This is a genomic window from Prevotella multiformis (assembly GCF_018127985.1).
GTDB classification, from domain to species: domain Bacteria; phylum Bacteroidota; class Bacteroidia; order Bacteroidales; family Bacteroidaceae; genus Prevotella; species Prevotella multiformis.
In genome coordinates this window covers 555,604-581,135 of the sequence record NZ_CP072358.1, presented here as the reverse complement: position 1 = coordinate 581,135, position 25,532 = coordinate 555,604, and the positions used below count along the sequence as shown (strand labels likewise).

At 43.8% G+C, this 25,532-nt stretch carries 16 protein-coding genes and 1 pseudogene; 1 reads left to right on the top strand and 16 read right to left on the bottom strand.

What is annotated here, in order from left to right; all coding sequences use genetic code 11:
• Nucleotides 1–474: 474 nt before the first annotated feature.
• From J4864_RS08640 to J4864_RS11825, 6 genes and pseudogenes are all read right to left on the bottom strand, one after another.
• Nucleotides 475–798, bottom strand: a complete 324-nt coding sequence (locus J4864_RS08640) for a hypothetical protein (RefSeq protein WP_211815318.1) — start codon at nt 796–798, stop codon at nt 475–477.
• On the bottom strand, nt 795–2,771 hold the full coding sequence (locus J4864_RS08635) for an RHS repeat domain-containing protein (RefSeq protein WP_246479519.1): 1,977 nt from the start codon (nt 2,769–2,771) through the stop codon (nt 795–797). Before J4864_RS08635 ends, J4864_RS08640 begins: the two co-directional genes overlap by 4 nt.
• Before the next feature lie 57 nt (nt 2,772–2,828).
• Nucleotides 2,829–3,275, bottom strand: coding sequence for a hypothetical protein (locus J4864_RS08630; RefSeq protein ID WP_211815317.1), 447 nt, complete (start codon nt 3,273–3,275; stop codon nt 2,829–2,831).
• A 655-nt stretch (nt 3,276–3,930) separates the two neighbouring features.
• A pseudogene (locus J4864_RS08625) lies at nt 3,931–6,399 on the bottom strand (RHS repeat-associated core domain-containing protein); the annotation flags it as partial.
• Between the two features lie 38 nt (nt 6,400–6,437).
• Entirely contained in the window at nt 6,438–6,815 is a 378-nt protein-coding gene (locus J4864_RS08620; RefSeq protein WP_036876651.1) for a hypothetical protein, read from the bottom strand.
• Nucleotides 6,812–8,770 (bottom strand): RHS repeat-associated core domain-containing protein, encoded by a 1,959-nt coding sequence (locus tag J4864_RS11825; RefSeq protein ID WP_246479518.1) that lies wholly within the window; start codon nt 8,768–8,770, stop codon nt 6,812–6,814. Before J4864_RS11825 ends, J4864_RS08620 begins: the two co-directional genes overlap by 4 nt.
• Here J4864_RS11825 and J4864_RS11820 point away from each other — a divergent pair.
• Entirely contained in the window at nt 8,765–9,052 is a 288-nt protein-coding gene (locus J4864_RS11820; RefSeq protein WP_246479517.1) for a hypothetical protein, read from the top strand. The genes J4864_RS11825 and J4864_RS11820 overlap by 6 nt on opposite strands.
• Nucleotides 9,053–9,441: 389 nt before the next feature.
• Here J4864_RS11820 and J4864_RS08610 read toward each other — a convergent pair whose 3' ends face one another.
• From J4864_RS08610 to J4864_RS08570, 10 genes are all read right to left on the bottom strand, one after another.
• Entirely contained in the window at nt 9,442–10,164 is a 723-nt protein-coding gene (locus J4864_RS08610) for a hypothetical protein (protein ID WP_211815316.1), read from the bottom strand.
• Nucleotides 10,165–10,666: 502 nt separating this feature from the next.
• Entirely contained in the window at nt 10,667–11,122 is a 456-nt protein-coding gene (locus tag J4864_RS08605) for a DKNYY domain-containing protein (RefSeq protein WP_211815315.1), read from the bottom strand.
• 4 nt (nt 11,123–11,126) lie between these two features.
• Nucleotides 11,127–14,645 (bottom strand): RHS repeat-associated core domain-containing protein, encoded by a 3,519-nt coding sequence (locus J4864_RS08600; RefSeq protein ID WP_246479532.1) that lies wholly within the window; start codon nt 14,643–14,645, stop codon nt 11,127–11,129.
• A 353-nt stretch (nt 14,646–14,998) separates the two neighbouring features.
• Nucleotides 14,999–15,541 (bottom strand): FG-GAP repeat domain-containing protein, encoded by a 543-nt coding sequence (locus J4864_RS11815; protein WP_246479516.1) that lies wholly within the window; start codon nt 15,539–15,541, stop codon nt 14,999–15,001.
• 83 nt (nt 15,542–15,624) lie between these two features.
• Complete coding sequence (locus J4864_RS08595; protein ID WP_007367268.1) at nt 15,625–15,990, bottom strand: hypothetical protein; 366 nt, start codon at nt 15,988–15,990, stop codon at nt 15,625–15,627.
• Nucleotides 15,977–18,340, bottom strand: coding sequence for an RHS repeat-associated core domain-containing protein (locus tag J4864_RS08590; RefSeq protein WP_211815398.1), 2,364 nt, complete (start codon nt 18,338–18,340; stop codon nt 15,977–15,979). Before J4864_RS08590 ends, J4864_RS08595 begins: the two co-directional genes overlap by 14 nt.
• Before the next feature lie 920 nt (nt 18,341–19,260).
• On the bottom strand, nt 19,261–19,845 hold the full coding sequence (locus tag J4864_RS08585; protein ID WP_246479515.1) for a hypothetical protein: 585 nt from the start codon (nt 19,843–19,845) through the stop codon (nt 19,261–19,263).
• On the bottom strand, nt 19,842–21,707 hold the full coding sequence (locus J4864_RS11985; RefSeq protein ID WP_394371027.1) for a Tle-like phospholipase domain-containing protein: 1,866 nt from the start codon (nt 21,705–21,707) through the stop codon (nt 19,842–19,844). Before J4864_RS11985 ends, J4864_RS08585 begins: the two co-directional genes overlap by 4 nt.
• A 391-nt stretch (nt 21,708–22,098) precedes the next feature.
• On the bottom strand, nt 22,099–22,776 hold the full coding sequence (locus tag J4864_RS08575; RefSeq protein WP_021671509.1) for a hypothetical protein: 678 nt from the start codon (nt 22,774–22,776) through the stop codon (nt 22,099–22,101).
• Nucleotides 22,745–25,129, bottom strand: coding sequence for an RHS repeat-associated core domain-containing protein (locus J4864_RS08570; protein WP_449579664.1), 2,385 nt, complete (start codon nt 25,127–25,129; stop codon nt 22,745–22,747). Before J4864_RS08570 ends, J4864_RS08575 begins: the two co-directional genes overlap by 32 nt.
• Nucleotides 25,130–25,532 lie beyond the last annotated feature (403 nt).

Genomic DNA, 25,532 nt, shown 5'->3' with positions numbered 1-25,532 from the left:
CCACTTGCATGAATAAGGCGGTTCAGCTCATCATACTCATACGTATGCATACTCTTTCCTCCCAGCTTCGCTCTATTGAGTTTTGTAAGCGACGTTGGGTTGGCAGCATTCGTGATACCGAGAATATTATCCACAGCATCATACTGGTACCTGTTCCCCATCACTGTCTGACCATCCGTTGTAAGGTTCATCACCTGCAGACGTTCACGCTGCTTGTCGTAGGTATAGGTTGTCTCCGTGCCATTACCGAGTTTCGTGTAGACCGTATGACCCTCCTTGTCATAACCTATCCTGTCAACAATAACGCTCTGACGTCCCTGTTTATTGCTCGTAAGACTCTCAACCTGTCCTGCAGCATTGTAGTGATAAGTAACCACTTCACCGTCAGGATAGGTCATTGTCCGCATGCGGTTCCAGCAGTCACACGTTGTACTAAATTATATACATTTGTAACAAATTACAGCAGTGTTTTATCTATAAATGAAAAATACCATACAAAAGCAATCCAATACCAGCTACATACCCTTGAAGAGATGATATATAAGCATTTGTTATCTTCGAAACTGGATGTTTTTTATTATCATAATAGGTAAAGAATATACATAATACTCCAATACAAATAGAACAATAGCTATCGTATTTTTGCACAAAAATATTAAGTATACCTAATATTGCACCTATTAAAGCTCCGAATAAGCACAAATATTTAACGGTTATTCTATTATCTTTTTTTTGAAATAAAAGAAAAACAAAGATACTACTAAAAAGTAGTGAAAATCCCCATACTAAATGTATCATTTTTCAATGCTCTTTACTTCATTATTTTCTTCTTGCTTTCTTTCGATTATCTTATCTGTGAGTCTTTCAACCCCAGTTTGTTTTAGTTTACGCCCTTGATCAAGAATTTCTGTACCAAGATTAAAGCCTTCTTCACCAATCTTCTTACCGAATCCTGGTAAAAACTTATTTAGAACCTTCTCTGTCCCCTTTTCTAAAAGTTTAAAAGCAATGCTCTTCAGTCCATCTCCATAGTCTCCATTCGCAAAATCTAATACCATTTCCATTCCACTTCCAAAAGAAGATACAGCATTTCCAGCTACTGACATTGGAACACCAACTTCTGCACCTACGACACTTAAAGTAGTCGCATATCCCGTTAATGCTATAATATCTCCAACATCTTGCATATCTTGTGTCCAATTAGTACCAAATTTATAATTACTTGTAATTACAAATTCTTTATCATTTGGTGAGCTAAACGTGTTATAAGTATAACGGAATTTGGGATTCTTTACTTCTTTATTTTCGTATATCTGGCTCGCCTTCGTCTTGTGAAAGATATTATAGAACCATCTAGAAACCTGAGCTTGCCATTTATGCGGAAATCTACCATCATTTTCAACTAGTTTTATGGGATTAGCTATGCAATAAGAATATGCACTTGCTAATGGTAAATTCTCCGCTAACGGATCCACCCCATACCAAATACTTGCCACAGGGTTCATGTACCTTGCACCGTAATAGTACAAGCCGGTCTCGTCATCGAATTGCTTGCCGTTGAACTTATAAGGTAAGTCTTCATTCGATGAGTGCTCGTCTACAAGGAGTTCACCGTACGGCAGGTAAGCGTCATACTGCGTGATGTTGGCTTTATCGTCTGTGATGTAAGACGTGCTGCCGAGGTGGTCACTGTGATAGAAGAAGGTTTCCTCCTTTGTAGTGTCATTTGGAATATAACCATAACCAGCCTGAGGGGCATCAGGGTTGCTCGGGTCATTCCAGGAGACAGGAGGGCCGGGGTTAGTGCCTGGTGTCGTGTTAGGATGTGGTGTCTGAATCCAGCCCTGCGGCACGTCATGGTTACCCAGCTCCCTGATGATGGAGTTGTAGCCGATGTGCGTGTTCTCCGGATCACCGTACGCACCCTTCATCGTCGGCACGCCGGGGGCGATGCCCTGCTGCTTATAGTATGCCTCCTTCTGCTTCTGTATCTGATTCATACGCTCCGCATAGTCCTGCTGACCGGCAGTTACGTATGAGCCGTTGCGCCCATAGACGTTATTGAACAGACCCGTTCCTATCCTTGATGCTATGCGCTTATCACCGATAAAGTAATGCTTCGTAAAGCGATTCTTGTTGATGCTGATTATCGAAGCAGGGTAGAGCGTGAAGTTGTCCGTCTCGTGGAACGTGATGCCCTGCGGCGCACCGTTGATGTACACACCCTCCATCGTGCCGTAACTCTTCATGATGCGTTCACCGGCTGCATTATACGTATAGCGTGAGGTCTTGCCGTTATCGCTTAAGACCATGAGGCGGTTGTCCTCGTCCCAGTACATTTCCCTTGTGGCGTTCGTACTGTCGTTCGTTACAAGTACAGGATTGCCGTTGGCATCATACGTGTAATGGTCGTGGCCTATCTGTGTCGGAGCCGTCGGGTGGTTGCTGTCCTCATACCTGTAAGTGAAGGCATAAGACCCGGCTGTCGTCGTTGAGTCCACCTTCTGCACCTTAGTCAGCGGCTCGCTCATACGTCCGAAGCTCATCACCATGTCATACGATGCACGCTTCGCCTTGCCGTTTGCATGGACAAGGCGGTTCAGCTCGTCATACTCATACACATGCGTACTCCTTCCTCCCAGCTTCGCCCTGTTGAGTTTCGTCAGCGAGACCGGGTCGGCGGCATTCGTAATACCGAGGATATTATCCACGGCATCGTAACGATACCTGTTCTCCATCACAGTCTGACCGTCCGCTGCAAGGTTCATCACCTGCAGACGTTCACGCTGCTTGTCATATGTATAGGTAGTCTCCGTATGAACTAAAAATTAATGACTCCTTAAATTACGAACAAAAATCCATTTATAATTCTTTTTCTCAGAAATGTAGTTTCTTTCATTAATTTCTTTGAAACTTACCTCAGAATAGCCGGATTTAGTTTTATGACCTGTTTTAAATGAGACTAAATAATGTTTTCTGTTGTACTTGTCGGTACATATCACCATAATACTATTATGGTTATAACCATACTTTATAATCTCATTTACTTCAAATCCTGAACTACGGGAAAAAATAAATCCTTGCTCTATTATTGGGTCTCCCTCTGCATCGTCTATCTCAAAATGTATTGGATATTCATTTGTATAATTAGCAACTATACCGAATGGGAGATTCTTTGAGTACAAAGGAATTATCTCCTTCATATTGTAAACAATACTAACCAATATAATTAAAACACCTATAATAATAAAAGATATATTTCTCATCTTCATCATTTTATTGGTTTAAAGAAATAAGTTCTTGTTCTTGTCTTATAATAGTAAGGAGTCCCTCCAAATTCTAGATTAGGCCCTACACCATCTGGTATGAGTAATTCTTTTCCCATATTACCTTGTCCGTGAATACCTGTAAGCTTTCCATTTTCCATGAGAAAGTCTGGGTCCCAAAAACCATCATTAGAGAAAAGAGTATATGTTACAGAACTAGCATTCCCATTTGAGCGTACAACATAATTTACATTTGTACGCCCTATATGGAAAGTCTCTGCCGTTAAATCCACAGAGAATCTTCCTTGTTTTAGAACATCTTCTGTCGTAATCTTATTATGTTTCTTTTGGAATTTAGCAGAAGACAATAGCTCTCTCGTTGATTCATCTCCGACATCAGCAGCTTGACCTTTACCATTATAATAGTGATATATCGCCTCTTTAGTATTATGAACAACTGGTCCCGATGCAGATTTTGTACCTACCCATAAATTCTTTTTATCTAGGATTTGTCCTATTTTTAAATCTAACACACCATCCTTATTTGGTTTTATACCACATCTCCTAAGGATCTCCATCGCATTTTTGTCACTAGTACTAAAGAATTTTGCAAGAGTATGTGCATCATCACCTTTTTGTGCAACTAAATTACCTTTTGCATTCCATTCCCATAATCCATTAGGGTCTATATATTTTAATGGATTATTTAAACACATAACATATCCGCTTACTCTAGGCTTTCCATTTGCCAACGGATCCACTCCATACCAAATACTTGCCATAGGATTCAAGTACCTTGCACCGTAATAGTATAGGCCAGTTTCCTCATCGAATTGTTTGCCGTTGAACTTATACGGCAGGTCTTCACTGCTGCTATGTTCATCAACCAACAGTTCGCCGTACGGCAGGTAAGCGTCATACTGCGTGATGTTAGCTTTATCATCTGTAATATAGGACGTACTGCCGAGGTGGTCACTGTGATAGAAGAAAGTTTCTTCCTTGGTAGTGTCGTTGGCTATATAGCCGTAACCAGCCTGCGGGTCATCGGGGTTGCTCGGGTCATTCCAGCTTACAGGTGGACCGGGGTTAGTATTCGGTGTGGTGTTGGGCTTCGGAGTCTGTACCCATCCCTGCGGTACATCGTGGTTGCCCAGCTCCCTGATGATGGAGTTGTAGCCGATGTGCGTGTTCTCCGGATCACCATACGCACCTTTTTCTGTTGGCACACCAGGAGCTACACCCACCTTCTTATAGTACGCTTCCTTCTGCTTCTGTATCTGATTCATACGCTCTGCATAGTCCTGCTGACCAGCGGTGATGTATGAGCCGTTGCACCCGTAAACGTTGTTGAACAGACCCGTTCCTATTCTCGAAGCGATACGCTTGTCCCCGATGAAGTAATGCTTCGTAAAGCGGTTCTTGTTGATGCTGATTATCGAAGCAGGATAAAGCGTGAAGTTGTCCATCTCGTGGAAGGTGATGCCCTGCGGAGCACCGTTGATGTACACACCCTCCATCGTGCCGTAGCTCTTCATGATGCGCTCACCGGCAGCGTTATATGTATAGCGTGAGGTTTTGCCATTATCGCTTAAGACCATGAGACGGTTGTCCTCGTCCCAGTACATCTCCCTCGTGGTGTTGGTGCTGTCATTTGTCACCAGCACAGGATTGCCGTTTGCATCGTATGTGTAATGGTCATGGCCTATCTGTGTTGGAGCCGTCGGGTGGTTAATGTCCTCATACTTATAAGCAAAGTCATAAGACCCGGCAGTCGTCGTTGAGTCCACCTTCTGCACCTTGGTCAGCGGTTCACTCATCCTTCCGAACGACATCACCATATCATACGATGCACGCTTCGCCTTACCATTTGCATGGACAAGGCGGTTCAGCTCGTCATACTCATACGTATGCGAACTCCTTCCTCCCAGCTTCGCCCTGTTGAGTTTCGTCAGCGACGTCGGGTCGGCAGCATTCGTGATACCGAGGATATTATCCACAGCATCGTAACGATACCTGTTCTCCATCACAGTCTGACCGTCCGCTGTAAGGTTCATCACCTGCAGACGTTCACGCTGCTTATCATATGTATAGGTAGTCTCCGTGCCATTGCCGAGCTTCGTATAGACCGTATGACCTTCCTTATCGTAACCTATCCTATCGACAATAACGCTCTGACGTCCCTGTTTATTGCTCGTCAGACTCTCCACCTGTCCGGCCGCATTGTAGTGATAGGTCACCACCTCGCCGTCGGGATAAGTCATCGTCCGCACGCGGTTCCAGCTGTCATAGGTAGCACCATAGACATAAGTCCTGATATCCGCTACACTTGCCATCACCGTACGGACAGTCTTTGTCACCTCACCCTGTCTGCCGTAGTAATACGCTTCACCGCCACTCGCATCCTCTACGAGGGCAAGACGACCGGCACGGTTATACTTATCGCCGGCCTTACCATAGGTGTAGGTAACACGATTGAAGAGGTTTTCAGGATAAAGTACCTCATGGAGTCGCTCGAAGTCGTAGGTATAAGAGATGTAACCCTTGTCAGATATCGACTTCCTAAGCTCTGCCGTGAGCTTCGTCAGGAGGTTACCCGCCGCATCATAAGTCATATCCGTCTCACCTGCATCAGGATGCTTTATCATGAGCTTGCGACCGAGCAGGTCGTATTGATAAGCAGTCTCCCTGCCGTTGGGATGCTGAACCGTCATCACCTGACCGACAGGGTCATAGCTGTACTTCACCGTGATATCCTCACCACGGGCATGCTGCACCGTTTCCCGGTTGCGTCCCTTGGCATCCGTATAGCTCTCTGCATGCCGTCCCAGTGCATCCGTGACCGTTGTCTGAAGCATTGGTTCACCGTCATGGCTGCCGATACTGTAGGCCGTGCGTGTCACACTACCGTCGGCAAGCGTAACACTCGTGGTACGGTCGTGCGCATCATACTCCGTCTTCGCCTGCAGATCACCTGTAGCGTGGTTGTAAGTGCCGATGCTGCCATGGCTCTCCGTCACCGGGTAATAAGCTGCGATGCTGCGTCCGCTGACTATTATCACGGTCTCGTCTTTGGGAGCACTGCCCTTGGCTGCTTTCGTTTCTACAACGTCTTCTTCACCTGAACGGCTCTTTCAAAGGCAGACACGAAAGTTATGATCTCTAGTTAGTCTGTTATTTCTTCCGTTTTAAAACAACGTCTTTATATTTTATTTTATTCTTATTGATTATCTGCAATTTGTGTTCCTTCTCACTCATATAACCACTTGAAAGCATTTCATAAGGATTAGCAGCTTCGCAACATTTAAGTAAAATAAATTCATTATCTACCATTTCCCAAATTCCCTTACATTGCGGTTGAGCATCTTGAATTTTTATAACAAAAGTAAAAGTATTGTCAGGGTTCAGCTTCAATGTATATGATGTACTAAAGTATTTATCTTTATTTAGCTTATAGAAAGTACCGCAAATTGCTTCATGTTCTAACTTTTGTGCTCTACATGACAAAAGCGACATCAACATAACACTCATGTAAATTATTGCTTTCATCATTTCTTATGATAAATATTAGGATATGAAGTTTTCAACACAAAGTTAGCAGGCAATGCTTTCATAGCCGGATTGTTAGGATAGGCATTTATAAAATCTGCTCTTGTAGAATTTATATTTAAAGGGACGGTACCTGTATTTGCTGTACCTCCAGGAGCATACAGAGTTCCTCCTGCTAAACCCTGTACCCATGTTGGAGTAATAGAACTAAAAGAATTTACAACAGATGTCGATGGAAGACCCGATATAGATGAAGGGGCGTAAGCATATTGTGATTTATACGCAGCTACTTCGTCATATACATCTTGCGCTAAAGTCATTCCTGTTTTTGAATCAAAAGCCATATCCCCTGCCTCAAATTGTCCCGCATGAGTCATTTCATGAACAAAATTAGCTGTATTTCCACTTCCGAATTTAATATCTATAATATTCGTTTTTGTATTTAATGTGACACCTCCATTCTCACCTTCTGCAGTATGGGATAAGCCATAACCTTGACTACTACTTTCTAAAGTACCCATAGTGCCTAGGCTGGTATTTAAACTTGCTATTCTTTCCGTTTTATCACCAATTTTATTTGCTAATTTTTCAGCACTCCAACCTTTGGCTTCTGCTTTTGCGGTTAACTTATCAACTTGTTTTTGCAAATAGTCTCTTTGACTTGTGACATCGCTTTTTCGTCTTTTCCATTCTTTTTGACTTCCTTTCTCGATATACATCCCGGTTGGGTCAATATAAATCATCGGATTATTTGCACAATAAGTGTACGGTGAAATATTGGGATATCTATCTGCTGCTGGATCCACACTCATCCACAGACTTGTAACAGGATTCAAGTACCTTGCACCATAATAGTACAAGCCTGTCTCGTCATCGAACTGCTTGCCGTTGAACTTATATGGCAGGTCTTCACTGCTGCTATGCTCGTCGACTAATAACTCTCCGTACGGCAGGCAAGCATCATACTGGGTGATGTTGGCGTGGTCATCTGTTATGTAAGATGTTGAACCCAAGTGGTCACTATGATAGAAGAAGGTTTCTTCCTTTGTAGTGTCATTTGGAATATAACCATAACCAGCCTGAGGGTCATCAGGGTTGCTCGGGTCATTCCAGCTTACAGGTGGACCAGGGTTGGTACCTGGTGTCGTGTTAGGATGTGGAGTCTGAATCCAGCCCTGTGGAACATCGTGGTTGCCGAGTGTGTCAATGATAGAGTTATATCCTCGTTTTGTATTCTCCGGGTCACCGTACGCACCCTTCATCGTGGGCACGCCGGGGGCGATGCCCTGCTGCTTATAGTATGCCTCTTTCTGCTTCTGGATCTGATTCATACGTTCAGCATAGTCCTGCTGACCGGCTGTTACGTATGAACCGTTTCTTCCGTAAACGTTGTTGAACAGACCTGTACCGATACGGCTGGCGATTCGTTTGTCCCCGATAAAGTAATGCTTCGTAAAGCGGTTCTTGTTGATGCTGATTATCGAAGCAGGATAGAGCGTGAAGTTATCCGTCTCGTGGAAGGTAATACCCTGTGGCGCACCGTTGATGTACACACCCTCCATCGTACCGTAGCTTTTCATGATGCGTTCGCCGGCAGCGTTATACGTATAGCGTGAGGTTTTGCCATTATCAGAGAGTACCATCAGGCGATTGTCCTCGTCCCAGTACATCTCCCTCGTGGTGTTGGTGCTGTCATTTGTTACCAGCACAGGATTGCCGTTTGCATCGTATGTGTAATGGTCATGCCCAATCTGCGTCGGAGCTGTCGGATGACTGCTGTCCTCATACTTATAAGCAAAGTCATAAGACTTGGCAGTTGTCGTTGAGTCCACCTTCTGAACCTTGGTCAGCGGTTCACTCATCCGTCCGAACGACATCACCATATCATACGATGCACGCTTAGCCCTGCCGCTTGCGTGGACAAGGCGGTTCAACTCTTCATACTCATACGTATGCATACTCCTTCCTCCCAGCTTCGCCCTGTTGAGCTTCGTCAGCGACGTCGGGTCGGCTGCGTTCGTGATGCCGAGGATATTGTCCACAGCATCATAACGGTACCTGTTCTCCATCACAGCCTGACCGTCCGCCGTAAGGCGCATCGCCTGCAGACGTTCACGCTGCTTGTCGTAGGCATAGGTCGTCTCCGTACCGTTGCCGAGCTTCGTATAGACCGTATGACCCTCCTTGTCGTAACCAATCCTGTCTACTATAACGCTCTCACGTCCTCCCTTATTGCTTGAAAGACCATCTATTTGTCCTGCCGCATTGTAGTGATAGGCAACATCCCATATACTAATTTATCTAGCAATAACCAAGTACTGCCAATTTCAATAAAAGCAAAATTAAAAGCATCACCATGACACATAACAGATGCCTTATAAGGAACTGAAGGCTGAATCCCTTTTTGCTGTTTTTGTCTTTACGAAAAATCATAAAAATGACATTTATCACAAGCAATAGAAGAAAAGCTGTAATTAATGTGGGAAGTAAAGTAAACAAATACCTTTCCAAAAAGGTTTTCCAAGGATGCTCTTTATATGAGAGAAAACTTGAATAACCATCCAAAGTAAACAGTGATAGAAAAAATGCAAGTGGTAACTCAACTGCAAGTACTATGACATTAATCCATTTATTCCTTTTTCGTTCCATTCTGATTACTTAATATGATTCCATTGACACTGTGGAAATTTGTCCTCTTTGTGTTTTTTTGAACAGACCAGGACTTAAATTTTCTCCCCACCATTCCTATATTTGTTTGAATCGTAACATTTTTTAAATCTTCAGCAGCACTAAATATGCCTTTATCCTTTGTCGTTCCATGCACTGTGTCCCAAGATAGATTTCCTTTTTTTATTTCACCTACTTTATCTACGTTCTTTATGGTTTTATTCCCAGTTACCCAATCGCCTTCATAGGATAATTGAAGAGTGTAAGGAGCCTTAGGTGTAGAGAACTCATCGCCTTCATCCGATGATAAATGTAAAAGTGTATTAACTTCATAACCTGCATCTAGTAAATATTGAGCAACACCAGCCCCATATGCAGAACCTTCTGAATGAGTTACCATATTAAAACTTTCACCTTTTCTCATCCCAGAAGTAAGCTTTTGAATATTGTCTTTTGCAAACTTATACCCTGCAGCATACCGATCCCCTCCACTCATATCTCCGCCCCACAATGAAGAACCATCTATATAATTAGAAGAGTTAATCTGCGAATAATCTTTAAAGAAAGATCTAGCTGCATCTGCAAATCCACTTCCCCAATATTTTTCTCCAGCAGAACTACTACCTATAATTCCACCTATGATACCATTCCAATAACCATTTACAAATAAAATCTTTTGGTTCATCCGACATTTGGAGTGATGATTTATGAATGATACTCAAGAACGTTCAGCAGACTGCAATATTTTATGGTGCTGACGGAATTCGGAGCGACCCGTAAAGATAAGGAATTTTTATTACACCAAGACAGATTCTGAAAGCTGTTCCGCCGTTCAGGAAGGCTGCGCAGCGCACGTTTGCAACCTCCTTGTAATCAATAGGATAGACGGCCGCTTTGCAAAGGGTGCTTAAGAAGACTTCTATCAACCACTACTTGGACTTCAACTAAGCACCTTTTGAAAGCCAATCAAGCCTTGATTCAAGTGCATGTAAGCACCGGAAGGTTTCCTGGTATTGTATTTTTCTTTACAATCCGTGCATGTTGCATGACAGAGCCTTTCGTCTGTTTGCCTTTGCCGCCTCGTCTGCCGGTTCAATCCGCATGCGCATGCCCTTCCATGTTCCTCCTGTTTCCTGTGAGAAAAAGACATGATACACCATTCCCCCGGGGCTTTTTTACGCCCCTTATCACTCCAAATGTCGGATGAACCTTAAATTTATCTCCTTACCATCTTTAAATAAGTTATACCCATCTGTAGCATATCCTTTCCCTATATACTTAAACTCTTCAGGAGAGACATTTTCCATAATATAATCCTTAAAATAACATCCGCCAAACTCCAAAGCATCTTCACAAATAATCCTTAGAGGATAATATACATGGTTCGCATCCTTTGCATAGCCAGTATTCTTACACACCTTAAAGCTATTAATATCAACGTCTTTTAATGCTCGCACAGATGTGTGCAAATATACCGAATCACCATAACCTCCATAGATGCTGTCACCCACTCTTGTATAACCATCTATTGACATTCCTTTTTCTAAAGATACCCATTTCCCCTTGTCAATGTAATCGTACTTCCTGCTTTTGCAAGAAACAACAAAAACACATAATACACTTATTATAACGTAAAATCTCATCTGCTTAATTTTTTATATGTATAAACTTTCTATTAGAACTTGTCCATGTCATTGTTCCTATCTTAATTCCAACATGATTACTAATTGGAGAATAACGATTTAGTTTACCAATATTATAGTTATGAACTATCTTTTGTATTTGAGTCTCTTCAATTTTACCAATATTAGAATAATCATGTACGTGATTTCGTCGTAGATAGCCTGTCTGTGTCATAAGATTGCTTAACAGATTAACATTCCCAACATTGTTTATATTTGCATCAAGCAAGCCTCCAGAATGTCCCAATTCGTGAGGAATTGTTCTAGTATTTGACCCATTTAGCAATCCCTTCACAGCTCTCGGCCCTATCCTTATATGTAATCCTTCTACATCAGAAGTCGCCAATATGGAATTTGACTCAAATCGGTTCTGATCTACTAGTTCAAAAACATGGTCATCTTTATGGATAGCATCAACAGAATTAACGACCCGTAGATTCACATTAGTTTTAACATTATATTTTTTTGAAGAGAAAGTATATCTTGATTCAATTTGTCCTTTTATCAGGTCTCTTACCTTATTAATATTTAGCTTCCTATCACTGGAGTTATTATAAACTACTCCTGTGACATTAATAGATACATTTGTTTTACCATCTTTATTCTTTGAAGTATGAATATCCCATTTATTACCATCTGAGTCAATTAGCTTAATCGGGTTATTTGCACAAAAAACAGTTCCTCCACTCTCAACATAATTCTCCGTCAATGGGTCCACACCATACCAAATACTTGCCATAGGGTTCATGTACCTTGCACCATAATAGTACAGACCTGTCTCTTCATCGAACTGTTTGCCGTTGAACTTATAGGGCAGGTCTTCGGATGAAGAATGCTCATCAATCAACAGTTCACCGTATGGCAGGTAAGCATCATATTGAGTGATATTGGCTTTATCGTCTGTGATGTAGGACGTGCTGCCGAGGTGGTCACCGTGATAGAAGAAGGTTTCTTCTTTCGTAGTGTCATTAGGGATGTAGCCGTAACCAGCCTGAGGGTCATCAGGGTTGCTCGGGTCATTCCAGGAGACAGGAGGACCGGGGTTGGTGCCTGTGGTCGTGTTAGGGCGTGGTGTCTGTACCCATCCCTGCGGCACGTCATGGTTGCCCAGCTCCCTGATGATGGAGTTGTAGCCGATGTGCGTGTTCTCCGGGTCACCGTACGCACCCTTCATCGTCGGAACGCCGGGGGCGATGCCCTGCTGCTTATAGTATGCTTCCTTCTGCTTCTGAATCTGATTCATGCGTTCAGCATAGTCCTGCTGACCAGCGGTGATGTATGAGCCGTTGCGTCCGTAAACGTTGTTAAACAGACCCGTTCCTATCCTTGAAGCAACTCGTTTGTCACCAATGAAGTAATGCTTCGTGAAGCGATTCTTGTTGATGCTGATTATCGAAGCAGGATAGAGCGTGAAGTTATCCGTCTCGTGGAAGGTAATACCCTGTGGCGCACCGTTGATGTACACACCCTCCATCGTACCGTAGCTCTTCATGATACGTTCACCGGCAGCGTTGTAAGTGTAACGACTCGTCTTACCGTTATCGCTTAAGACCATGAGTCGGTTGTCTTCATCCCAATACATCTCACGAGTAGTATTCGTAGAGTCGTTCGTTACTAATGTTGGATTACCATTTGCATCGTAGGTGTAATGGTCGTGACCTATCTGTGTTGGAGCCGTCGGATGGTTACTGTCCTCATACCTATAAGCAAAGTCATAAGACCCGGCTGTCGTCGTTGAGTCCACCTTCTGTACCTTCGTCAGCGGCTCGCTCATCCGTCCGAACGACATCACCATATCATACGATGCACGCTTCGCTCTGCCACTTGCATGGACAAGGCGGTTCAGCTCGTCATACTCATACACATGCATACTCCTTCCTCCTAACTTCGCCTTGTTGAGTTTCGTCAGCGACGTTGGGTTGGCAGCATTTGTAATACCGAGGATATTATCCACAGCATCATACTGGTACCTGTTCTCCATCACAGTCTGACCGTCCGCTGTAAGGTTCATCACCTGCAGACGTTCACGCTGCTTGTCGTATGTATAGGTTGTCTCCGTGCCATTACCGAGCTTCGTATAGACCGTATGACCCTCCTTGTCGTAACCTATCCTGTCAACAATAACGCTCTCACGTCCCTGTTTATTACTCGTCAGGCTCTCTACCTGTCCAGCAGCATTGTAGTGATAGGTTACCACCTCACCGTCAGGATAAGTCATCGTCTGCACACGGTTCCAGCTGTCATACGTAGCACCATAGACATAAGTCCTGATATCCGCCACGCTCGCCATGACTGTACGGACAGTCTTCGTCACCTCACCCTGTCTACCATAGTAATAGGCTTCACCGCCACTCGCATCCTCAACGAGGGCAAGACGACCGGCACGGTTGTACTTGTCGCCGGCCTTGCCGTAGGTATAAGTGACACGGTTAAACAGGTTTTCAGGATAGAGCACCTCGTGCAGCCGTTCGAAGTCGTAGGTGTAAGAGATGCAGCCCTTGTCGGATATCGACTTCCTAAGCTCTGCCGTGAGCTTCGTCAGGAGGTTGCCCGCCGCATCGTAGGTCATGTCCGTCTCACCCGCATCAGGATGATTCACCATGAGCTTTCTCCCTAACAGGTCATAGGCATACTTCGTCTCCCTGCCGTTGGGATGCTGCACCGTCATCACCTGACCGACAGGGTCATAGCCGTACTTCACCCTGATGTCTTCGCCTCCTGCATGCTGTACCGTCTCCCGGTTGCGCCCCCTGGCATCGGTATAGCTCTCCGCATGTCGTCCCAGCGCATCCGTGACCGTTGTCCGGAGCATCGGTTCACCCTCATGGCTGCCGACAGCATAAGCCGTACGTGTCACACTGCCGTCAGCAAGCGTAACACTCGTGGTACGGTCGTGTGCATCATACTCCGTCTTTGCCTGCAGATCACCCGTAGCATGGTTGTAAGTGCCGATGTTACCATAGCTCTCCGTCATTGGGTAATAAGCTGTAATGTTACGTCCGAAGGCATCGATGACAGCCCTTCCACTGACGATAGAGACTTTCTGATTGCTGCCACCAGACCACACCACACCCGTCTGCTTTGTCTGGACAGCACGCATCAGCGAGTCGGCGAAGGTATAAGTGTCAATGTTCCCCTCCTTGGAATAATGGACGGTATGCGCCTTACGCTCTGCAGGGAAGTATTCAAAACGGATAGTAAACGGCTGACCGCTTTCTATCTCATACGGAGCACGGATCGTCTGCTGTCTGCCCAGTGCGTCATAGGTGTATTCCACCTTCTGCCCGTTGAGATCGGTGGTTACAGAAGGCGCATTCCAAAGACCGTCATAAGCCGTGCTGGAGCTGTAGCCGTACGCATCCTTGACACTTGTCAAAAGACTATGATAGCGGTCGTCATACGTATAAGCATAGAACATACGCTGATGACTGTAGTTCTCCGGCTTCGTCATGCGTGTGATGTTACCATAGCCGTCGTATGTCATGTTATAGATAGACGGCCTGTCACCGTTATGGAGCATGATCTCCGTTATCTCACCGTTTCCGTCCACTTTCGTTGAGCGTTCACGGTAAGTCCTGCCGCCGCTGCTGACAGTGATATGGCTCGGGACACCGACGATATACTTATCCGCTATCTTATGATAGCTGATGTCTGCCTCTAAGCTATAACCCGCTGCCGTCTCCTTATATCCCTGCAGGTTACCATAGTCGTCGTAAGTATTGCTGACAGCAACCGCCAGACTGTCCCCACTATCTACATCAAAGTTACTCTGGACGAGCGTCTTCAGGGCAGGGAAGACAACAGCGTCTGCCGTGTTGCTGCCTGCGGCAAGCGTCTTCAGGTCGTAGTCATAGACAGATCCCTGCAGTTTCTTTCCGTCAGCCGTATAGAGATACTCGCTCGTGACCAGCCCGTGGGCATGGTAATCCCTGTTCCTGCCGTAGGTCTGTACGGAGTAACGGTAGAGCCTGTCACCGTTCTCAGTGTCCATCTGATTGGTACGCACCTGCCTGAAGCCGTAGAAGTCACGCTCACGGCGGTCACGGTAGCCTCCGCTGTATTCAAGGTGTTCCTGCTCCGTACCGCTCCGTTCTCTTTGTATCCGCCTGTCGTCTCGACGGATGACATCACCCAGCGGCGCCCCGGCAGGTCGTAACTCGGAGCCGTCTGCTCATACCCGATATGAATATGTCCGCCGAAAGGAAGCGTCACAGAGCGCAGCAGGTTCGTTCTTCCCGTAAGGTTACGGTAGACAACAAGCTGCTTTCCTCCGTCAGCGACAATAATATCTGGATGTCCGTCACCGTCGATGTCCCTCATCGCGGCCTCGGTATAGCTGACGCCGTCAGAAGCAAATCCTCCTTGAATGTAATCTTGCATTCCAGAAACCACACGAATATTTTTTTAATTCATAATAAGCAATGACCGTTTTTTGTAAAAGTCGTGCATACTCTGTAACTTTATTAGTATATTGCCCATTCCTTTAAGGAATCGGGAATAATGCTTACATCCAATTCCTTATATATTTTCCCTTCTGAATTAGTCTCAAAACATGATGTGTAACCTTTCCTGTCTCCTCCATTATTCGAAATAATATATACCATATTAGGCCTTAACCCCCTTACATAGATATACAAAGAATCATAGCATTTATTCTTTATAATGTCGTCTTTTCCGTCTATACTTATTATCCTAATGCGCTTGAAGGTACCTTCAGGTATTAATTTTTGGGAAATAAAGTCATACCTAAATCTATTAGAATGAGTACAGCTTAGCATCAATAAAGCGCCTATTAGGAATATATAAAACGATGTGTTATTTCTTATCATTTGCTTTAAGATACTCAACATATTCTTTCCATATTTTATCAATTATTCCTATTTTATATGAGTCTGATCTTTTTGAATGGAAAAGATTTCTTAAAAAACCAGATCCATACTTTTTATTTTTACTTAAGAATTTACTGAAGTCATAAAAGATAGCACGTCCTCTTTCCGCTTCATGTTCTAAAGTAGAGCCATCATGAGAACCGGCCTTAATATATGAATCTGCAAACATTCCTATATAATACTGGAGGCGATATTCATCTTTACTCGGAACGATAGCCCTCCCATTTGAATTTTCTCTTGCTTTCAATAAAGTTAAATAGATTTGATCTGCCAACTTATTACTTTGTATGATATGTTTAATGTGACCAACTTCATGGCTTGCTATGGCTAACCAATCCATAACACTTTGTCCAAATTTGTCATCATCAAACAGATTACTAGTATAAGTAGTCTCAAATGAGTTGCCATGTGGCAATGTTACACCTCCAAAATCAGTTTTATCAAGAAAGTCGTAATACGGCCAAGGATGTGACAGACTCCTTTCATAAATACCCATTCCTTTAATATGCTTTTCATTAATACCAGAAACTAGAGAAAGCAGGTGGGCTGCAGGAGGCGTAAAAGTGTAATAACTGCGAGAAAAGATCCACCAACCTGTTTTATGTAATTTTAGCACGGAAGTTGGATAGAGTCCGTTTTCATCTATCAATTTAATTGGATTCCCCATACAATATTCATATCCACTACAATTAACAAATTTCTCCGCTAACGGATCCACCCCATACCACAGACTTGCCACAGGATTCATGTACCTTGCACCATAATAGTACAAGCCTGTCTCATCATCAAACTGCTTGCCATTGAACTTGTACGGCAGGTCTTCAGAGCTGCTATGTTCATCAACCAACAGTTCGCCGTACGGCAGGTAAGCATCATACTGCGTGATGTTGGCTTTATCGTCTGTGATGTAAGACGTACTGCCGAGATGGTCACTGTGATAGAAGAAGGTTTCTTCTTTTGTCGTATCATTAGGGATGTAACCATATCCAGCCTGCGGGGCATCAGGGTTGCTCGGGTCGTTCCAGCTTACAGGTGGACCGGGGTTAGTGCCTGGTGTCGTGTTAGGATGTGGAGTCTGAATCCAACCCTGTGGCACATCATGGTTGCCCAGCTCCCTGATGATGGAGTTGTAGCCGATGTGCGTGTTCTCCGGGTCACCGTACGCACCCTTCATTGTAGGAACACCAGGGGCAATGCCCTGCTGCTTATAGTATGCCTCTTTCTGCTTCTGTATCTGATTCATACGTTCAGCATAGTCCTGCTGACCGGCAGTTACATATGAGCCGTTTCTTCCGTAAACGTTGTTGAACAGGCCTGTACCGATACGGCTGGCTATGCGCTTGTCCCCGATGAAGTAATGCTTCGTAAAGCGGTTCTTGTTGATGCTGATTATCGAAGCAGGATAAAGCGTGAAGTTATCCGTCTCGTGGAAGGTGATTCCCTGCGGAGCACCGTTGATGTACACACCCTCCATCGTGCCGTAACTCTTCATGACACGCTCACCGGCAGCATTGTAAGTATAACGGCTTGTCTTACCGTTATCACTTAAAACCATCAGGCGGTTGTCCTCATCCCAATACATCTCCCTCGTGGTGTTGGTGCTGTCATTCGTCACCAGCGTTGGGTTACCGTTGGCATCATAGGTATAATGGTCATGGCCAATCTGCGTCGGAGCCGTCGGGTGGTTGCTGTCCTCATACTTATAAGCGAAGTCATAAGACCCGGCTGTCGTCGTTGAGTCCACCTTCTGCACCTTTGTCAGCGGCTCGCTCATCCGTCCGAAGCTCATCACCATGTCATACGATGCACGCTTCGCCTTGCCGCTTGCATGGACAAGGCGGTTCAGCTCGTCATACTCATACGTATGCATACTCTTTCCTCCCAGCTTCGCCCTGTTGAGTTTCGTCAGCGACGTCGGGTCGGCGGCATTCGTAATACCGAGGATGTTATCCACGGCATCGTAGCTGTACCTGTTTTCCATCACAGCCTGACCGCCCGCTGCAAGGCGCATCACCTGCAGACGTTCACGCTGCTTGTCATATGTATAGGTTGTCTCCGTGCCATTACCGAGTTTCGTATAGACCGTATGACCCTCCTTATCGTAACCTATCCTATCAACAATAACGCTCTGACGTCCCTGTTTATTGCTCGTCATGCTCTCTACCTGTCCAGCCGCATTGTAGTGATAAGTCACCACTTCACCATCAGGATAAGTCATCGTCTGCACACGGTTCCAACTGTCATACGTAGCACCATAGACATAAGTCCTGATATCCGCCACGCTCGCCATGACCGTACGGACGATCTTCGTCACCTCCCCCTGTCTACCGTAGTAATAGGCTTCACCGCCACTCGCATCCTCAACGAGGGCAAGACGACCGGCACGGTTATACTTATCGCCGGCCTTGCCGTAGGTATAGGTGACACGGTTGAAGAGATTCTCCGGATAGAGCACCTCATGCAGCCGCTCGAAGTCGTAGGTGTAAGTGACGGGTGCCTTATCCGAAATCGTCTTTTTAAGCTCTGCCGTGAGCTTCGTCAGGAGGTTGCCCGCCGCATCATAAGTCATGTCCGTCTCACCTGCATCGGGATGGTTCACCATCAGTTTGCGACCAAGCAAGTCATAGGCATACCAACTGCAAATATACAACTTTATTTTGTAAATGGGTCTTCAGAATATGGGAAAACAGAGAAGGCAGAAGGGCGTTGTGCGTATAAATGTAATCAAGAGAAAACCATAAAAACGGTTCTTCCGTTAAATGCATAGATTGGAAATAGAATAAAGGCTTCTACACTTGCATGGTATGACTATTCCAAATTAGATGGTCTAACAAAGAGGGATAAACTACAAGATATAATGCAGAAAAACCAAATAAATAATATATCTACTTACTACCATAACCTTTCTGTCTTCTACAAGCAACTTATTCCCTTACCAATTGATATTTGTAAACTATTTTCATTCAACTCAAAACCAATACATGCTCTTTTGGCTTCTAAAAGACGCCTAATTGACTTGCAAAAGATGCCCTTTTGAAGTGTTGCTAACGCCCTTTTGAAGTCCAATTAAGCACCTTTTCTTGCACGCAAGAAACTAAGAAAGCACATAATATGATAATTATAATGTAAAGTCTCATCTACTTAGTCTTTTAGAGATTGTAAACTAATATATAGTCAATAGATATACCTTCATAGCTCCAATCTATCTATTTATTTTTTAAGTGTATAGGAATTTCCATTCTTCAAAGAATATTGTAAGAGTCCTTTGTCTTTACTCCATATTACTTGTTTAAGACCTATAACTGGTTGATCTCCTTCATTTCTATCCATTTGCTTAATATCTACAGAAATACAATCCTTGTATTTTCGCTTCCTTATTTCCAGAGTTTTAGGATTCATAGGGATAGCTATCCAACTCCATTCGCAAAAGTTGCAACTGGTTGTTAGAGGACCATTTTCTTCATTTCTTTTTATCTCAAAACTTATTAGGAATGTGTCGGTAGAATGCAACAAACTCATATCAACACTTGCAATACCATCATATTCATGCCCCACCTCTATCCAATTATGTCCCTCAGGATCAAATGGAAACGTATTTTTAGGATTCCATATTTGAATATCTTTTACTATCAATGTATCTGTATCGTTAGTATTTGAAACATAATAGATACTATCATTTATCTTGTAATGAGTTATCCAACACAAATCTTCATCTGTTAGCTTTACTTTATGGACATAAGGTATTATACAACTAACTAACGAGAAGATAATTATTAAGTATACTATTTTCTTCATTTCTTTTCACCATAATAATAATCATAAAAATTGTCTATACCATGACCTGCAAACCATCCCGTATATACATTTACCGATTTGCCTGGAGCCTTTATTCCAAATACAGATTGTCCCATTGTTACGATATCGCCTCCTATCGAATATTCATACATCCCATCTAATGTATACCCATAGGCTTCTTGTTTAACAGTGAATCCAATTGAAAAAGGGTTGGATTTTGAAATATAGTTTGTTATTCTGCTTGCATTACCCAACAAAAGAGGGCTTACTACAGCTGCTGGATTAAAAGTCATTGCCTCAAATCCAGTTGCCATACTAGCTACTGCGGCTAACCCACCTCCTAAAGAATGTCCAACAAAAGTAAGATCAACGTTTTTACCATACTTCTCTTCTAATATATTTGATATAACTTCTGCATTTGAAACGGCTTCTGAATATTGTCTGGGAACTCCTCCAAAAAATTGCTGAACGTCCGTTACATCATCTCCAATGGATGTAAAGTCTGTACCAGCAAACGCATAACAGAATTCTTTTTTCCCATTTTTTGTCCGCTCATAGAATTGAGATTTTAAGCCTGACTCACTAGATAAATCTAAATCATCAAACATATGGGACACTTTCCATCCAGATTTTCTTAAATCTCTTTGAGTATCCGCAGCATCACTCCCCCCATAAACATGTTTTGAAATAAGTGCTGCTTCTTTTGTCGTTGGTTTCTTACCCTTTAAGTCTATAAACTTGACTGGATTACATAATGTATACACATATCCCCCCATTGCTGTAAACTTCTCTGCCAAAGGATCCACTCCATACCATAGACTTGTCATAGGATTCATGTACCTTGCACCATAATAGTACAAACCAGTCTCTTCATCGAACTGTTTGCCGTTGAACTTATACGGCAGGTCTTCACTGCTACTATGCTCGTCGACTAATAACTCTCCATACGGCAAGTAGGCATCATATTGAGTGATGTTGGCTTTATCGTCTGTGATGTAAGACGTACTGCCGAGATGGTCACTGTGATAGAAGAAGGTTTCTTCCTTTGTAGTGTCAGTAGGGATAAAACCGTAACCAGCCTGTGGGTCGTCAGGGTTGCTTGGGTCGTTCCAGCTTACAAGTGGACCGGGGTTGGTATTCGGTGTGGTGTTAGGGCGTGGAGTCTGTACCCAACCCTGTGGCACATCATGGTTGCCGAGTTCGGTGAGGACGGCATTATACCCTACACCAGTGTTCTCTGGATCACCATACGCACCCTTCTCTGTAGGTACACCAGGGGCAATGCCCTGCTGTTTATAGTATGTTTCTTTCTGCTTCTGTATCTGATTCATACGTTCTGCATAGTCCTGCTGACCAGCCGTTACGTATGAGCCGTTACGCCCATAGACATTATTGAACAGACCCGTGCCGATTCTTGAAGCTATACGCTGGCTGCCGATGAAGTAGTGCTTCGTGAAGCGGTTCTTGTTCACCGTCAGAATTGAGGCCGGATAGAGCGTGAAGTTGTCGGTCTCGTGGAACGTAATCCCCTGCGGAGCACCGTTGATATATACGCCCTCCATCGTTCCATGGCTCTTGATAATCCATTCGCCACTGGCATTGTAGGTATAGCGGCTCGTCTTGCCGTTGTCCGAAAGCACCATCAGCCAGTTGTCCTCGTCCCAGTACATCTCGCGTGTCTCGCTCGTGCCATCGTTGGTTACCGTGAGCGGATTCCCGTTGGCATCGTAAGTGTTATGGTTATGCCCGATTTGCGAGGGCGCCGTAGGGTGGTCGCCGGCCTCGTACAGATAAGCAAACGCATACGACTGTGCCACCTTGCTCGAATCCACCTTTTGCTTTTTGGTGAGCGGCTCGCCCATGATGCCGTAGGTCATATCGAGCCAGTACGATGCCGTCTTGGCCTTGCCGTTTGCAGAGACCAATCGGTTGATGCCATCGTAAGTGTAGCTGTGGCTGTATGCAACGCCGAGCTTCGCCTTGTTCTTCTCAGTGATATTCTGCGAATTGGCACTGTTGGTGATACCGAGGATATTATCCACCAAGTTTAAGTTGTACTTGTACTTGTTCTGCATGACGGTATTACCCGACGAGATGAACATCACCTCTTGCAAACATTCGTGCTACGTGTTGTAAGTGTAATTGCTTTCCATCCCATTACCGAAATTAGTAGAAACGGTATGTTCATAACCTAACTTCTCGATAATAGTCCATTCTTACCCGAATTTATTGCTCATGAGACAGTCTTTCTTATTATCTTAAACTCGCATATGTTATTCTAATCTCATTTTTTTCTTTCCCTAAAGTTGTTATATATATAATTCTACCATAATTATCATATTTGTACTGACATCTGTAAATAACGGTCTCGTCAGAAAAATCTGGCTTGTATTCATATCGGAACTCTTTAAGTAAGCCTTTTTCTATAACTATTGTGAGCGTTAAAACATAATCGACTCTTGCATTAATATATGTGTAATATTTGTTGATTTTTAATATATTAATTGTTTTACAATCGCCTTTTGTTTGAATAAAAGATTGAATTTCCGACTTATCATAATTGGATAATATATCAGAGATAATACAAAGGTCTTCGAAAATAACCTCCGGATATTTTATATTCACCCCCCACGATTCCAAGTATTTTAATTGTTCGAAAAAGATATTTTGCATATCTTTCTCGACTTTTGTGAGCCTTATAGGTTTCTTTTTCTTGCTTTTATAGACAGCTTCTTTCTTTCCATTTATATATAGACTCTTGGAAATATACCCAGATTCATACGATAAGGTAACATCCACCTGATGATCTTCCGCTACTTTACTGTTAAGAGGAAAATATAATAAAAAAAGAAGTAAAAACACTTTCATAATTAATATCTTGTATAATGACAGATTTTTATTAATTTGTTTTCCAAAATATTGTTCTACCATATACAGCAGTGGATTGTAACCGCATTTTTCCCGCATTAGGGTTAGGATTTGACTTCTTTGTTACTGAGTTATAAAAAGAATCCCGTGCAGCACGAATCATAGGTGCTTTGAATGATTTACCAATATTATTTTTCCACTGAGCATAATGTTTTGGAGAAATATTCCAACCCATAGTATTCATATGTATTTCAAAATGACCATTACTTTTACGCTGTTCATTTTCTGAGAATTGGGCTTGCTCGGCCCCATCCCACATTGTTGCACCATAACTATAATCTATACCATTTTTAAGTGCATTAATTTCAGCAGCAATAGCTGTCCGCATAAGAGGTAAATCATTTCTTTCTTTAGCACTTTTACTTCTAAAATCTTTTGCAGGCTCAGAACTTATTCCATAAGCCTTTGAATTCCGCTGATGAACACTTGCAATTGCATACATCTCCTTTTTCAAATCTTCCGATGGTTCACTTTTTTTATCTCGGACTCTATAAGCACTACTCTCGCCATATACTGTTGAAGATTGGCTTATAAATTTGGAATGAGATATTGATAATTTCTGGGGATTTTCGAAAACATTTACCATACTTCCATTTTTGTCCTTACTCTGATGGACGCCACTGGCTGTATAAACAAAATTATCTTTCTTTTGATCAGAGCCTAACCATACACCTCCATTTGTGTAATAATCACCTTGTCCATCCGGGTCGAATAAACATATTGGATTCCCATGACAATATACAAAAGTAGATACATTTTCATATTCTTCACTTAGAGGATCACTTCCATACCATAATGAGATTTTTGGGTCCATATATCTGGCACCATAGTAATACAGTCCAGTTTCTTCATCCAATTCCTTGCCATTGAACTTATACGGTAGGTCTTCACTGCTACTATGTTCATCAACCAACAGTTCGCCGTACGGCAGGTAGGCATCATACTGTGTGATGTTGGCTTTATCATCTGTGATGTAAGACGTTGAGCCGAGGTGGTCACTATGATAGAAGAAGGTCTCCTCTTTCGTTGTGTCGTTAGCAATGTAACCATAACCAGCCTGCGGGTCATCAGGGTTGCTCGGGTCGTTCCAGCTTACAGGTGGACCGGGGTTGGTATTTGGTGTGGTGTTCGGCTTCGGAGTCTGTACCCAACCCTGTGGCACATCATGGTTGCCGAGTTCAGTGAGGACGGCATTATACCCTACACCCGTGTTCTCCGGATCACCATACGCACCCTTCTCTGTTGGTACACCAGGGGCTACACCCACCTTCTTATAATACGCCTCTTTCTGTGTCTGAATCTGATTCATACGTTCTGCATAGTCCTGCTGACCAGCCGTTACGTATGAACCGTTGCGTCCATAGACATTATTGAACAGACCCGTTCCTATCCTTGAAGCTATGCGCTTATCACCGATAAAGTAATGTTTCGTAAAGCGATTCTTGTTTACAGAGAGGATACTTGCAGGATAAAGCGTGAAGTTGTCCGTCTCATGGAATGTAATACCCTGCGGTGCACCATTGATATACACACCTTCCATCGTACCGTAACTCTTCATGATGCGTTCACCAGCAGCATTGTAAGTATATCGACTCGTTTTGCCATTGTCAGAGAGTACCATCAGACGGTTGTCTTCATCCCAGTACATCTCGCGGGTAGTGTTGGTTGAATCGTTCGTTACCAGCGTTGGATTACCGTTTGCATCGTATGTGTAATGGTCGTGGCCGATCTGTGTCGGAGCTGTCGGGTGGTTGCTGTCCTCATACTTATAAGCAAAGTCATAAGACTTAGCAGTTGTTGTTGAGTCCACCTTCTGTACCTTGGTCAGCGGCTCACTCATCCGTCCGAACGACATCACCATGTCATACGATGCACGCTTCGCCCTGCCGCTTGCGTGGACAAGGCGGTTCAGCTCGTCATACTCATACGTATGCGAACTCCTTCCTCCCAGCTTCGCCTTGTTGAGTTTCGTAAGCGACGTTGGGTTGGCGGCATTCGTAATACCGAGGATATTATCCACAGCATCATAACGATACCTGTTCTCCATCACAGTCTGACCGTCCGCTGTAAGGTTCATCACCTGCAGACGTTCACGCTGCTTGTCGTATGTATAGGTAGTCTCCGTGCCATTACCGAGCTTCGTATAGACCGTATGACCCTCCTTGTCGTAACCTATCCTGTCAACAATAACGCTCTGACGTCCCTGTTTATTGCTCGTAAGACTCTCAACCTGTCCAGCAGCATTGTAGTGATAGGTAACCACCTCACCATCAGGATAAGTCATCGTCTGCACACGGTTCCAGCTGTCATACGTAGCACCATAGACATAAGTCCTGATATCCGCCACGCTCGCCATGACTGTACGGACGGTCTTCGTCACCTCACCCTGACGACCATAGTAATAGGCTTCACCACCCGAAGCATCCTCAACGAGGGCAAGACGACCGGCACGGTTATACTTATCGCCAGCCTTACCATAGGTATAAGTAACACGATTAAAGAGATTTTCAGGATAAAGCACCTCATGGAGTCGTTCGAAGTCGTAGGTGTAAGAGATGTAACCCTTGTCAGATATCGACTTCCTAAGCTCTGCCGTAAGCTTCGTCAGGAGGTTGCCCGCCGCATCATAGGTCATATTCGTTTCACCAGCATCAGGATGGTTCACCATCAGTTTCCGACCAAGTAGGTCGTAGGCATACTTCGTCTCCCTGCCGTTAGGATGCTGAACCGTCATCACCTGTCCGACAGGGTCATAGCTG

What these genes read in the sequence shown, in the direction of transcription:
- J4864_RS08640 (WP_211815318.1), bottom strand. Translation starts at nt 798, where the DNA reads ATGATACATTTAGTATGGGGATTTTCACTACTTTTTAGTAGTATCTTT.
- J4864_RS11820 (WP_246479517.1), top strand. Translation starts at nt 8,765, where the DNA reads ATGCATACTCCTTCCTCCCAGCTTCGCCCTGTTGAGCTTCGTCAGCGA.
- J4864_RS08605 (WP_211815315.1), bottom strand. Translation starts at nt 11,122, where the DNA reads ATGAGATTTTACGTTATAATAAGTGTATTATGTGTTTTTGTTGTTTCT.
- J4864_RS11985 (WP_394371027.1), bottom strand. Translation starts at nt 21,707, where the DNA reads ATGGGCGAGCCGCTCACCAAAAAGCAAAAGGTGGATTCGAGCAAGGTG.
- J4864_RS08620 (WP_036876651.1), bottom strand. Translation starts at nt 6,815, where the DNA reads ATGATGAAAGCAATAATTTACATGAGTGTTATGTTGATGTCGCTTTTG.
- J4864_RS08575 (WP_021671509.1), bottom strand. Translation starts at nt 22,776, where the DNA reads ATGGTAGAACAATATTTTGGAAAACAAATTAATAAAAATCTGTCATTA.
- J4864_RS08590 (WP_211815398.1), bottom strand. Translation starts at nt 18,340, where the DNA reads ATGGCGAGCGTGGCGGATATCAGGACTTATGTCTATGGTGCTACGTAT.
- J4864_RS08585 (WP_246479515.1), bottom strand. Translation starts at nt 19,845, where the DNA reads ATGAAGAAAATAGTATACTTAATAATTATCTTCTCGTTAGTTAGTTGT.
- J4864_RS11815 (WP_246479516.1), bottom strand. Translation starts at nt 15,541, where the DNA reads ATGCAAGATTACATTCAAGGAGGATTTGCTTCTGACGGCGTCAGCTAT.
- J4864_RS08600 (WP_246479532.1), bottom strand. Translation starts at nt 14,645, where the DNA reads ATGACATACGACGGCTATGGTAACATCACACGCATGACGAAGCCGGAG.
- J4864_RS08630 (WP_211815317.1), bottom strand. Translation starts at nt 3,275, where the DNA reads ATGATGAAGATGAGAAATATATCTTTTATTATTATAGGTGTTTTAATT.
- J4864_RS11825 (WP_246479518.1), bottom strand. Translation starts at nt 8,770, where the DNA reads ATGCATACGTATGAGTATGAAGAGTTGAACCGCCTTGTCCACGCAAGC.
- J4864_RS08595 (WP_007367268.1), bottom strand. Translation starts at nt 15,990, where the DNA reads ATGATAAGAAATAACACATCGTTTTATATATTCCTAATAGGCGCTTTA.
- J4864_RS08610 (WP_211815316.1), bottom strand. Translation starts at nt 10,164, where the DNA reads ATGAACCAAAAGATTTTATTTGTAAATGGTTATTGGAATGGTATCATA.
- J4864_RS08570 (WP_449579664.1), bottom strand. Translation starts at nt 25,129, where the DNA reads ATGGCGAGCGTGGCGGATATCAGGACTTATGTCTATGGTGCTACGTAT.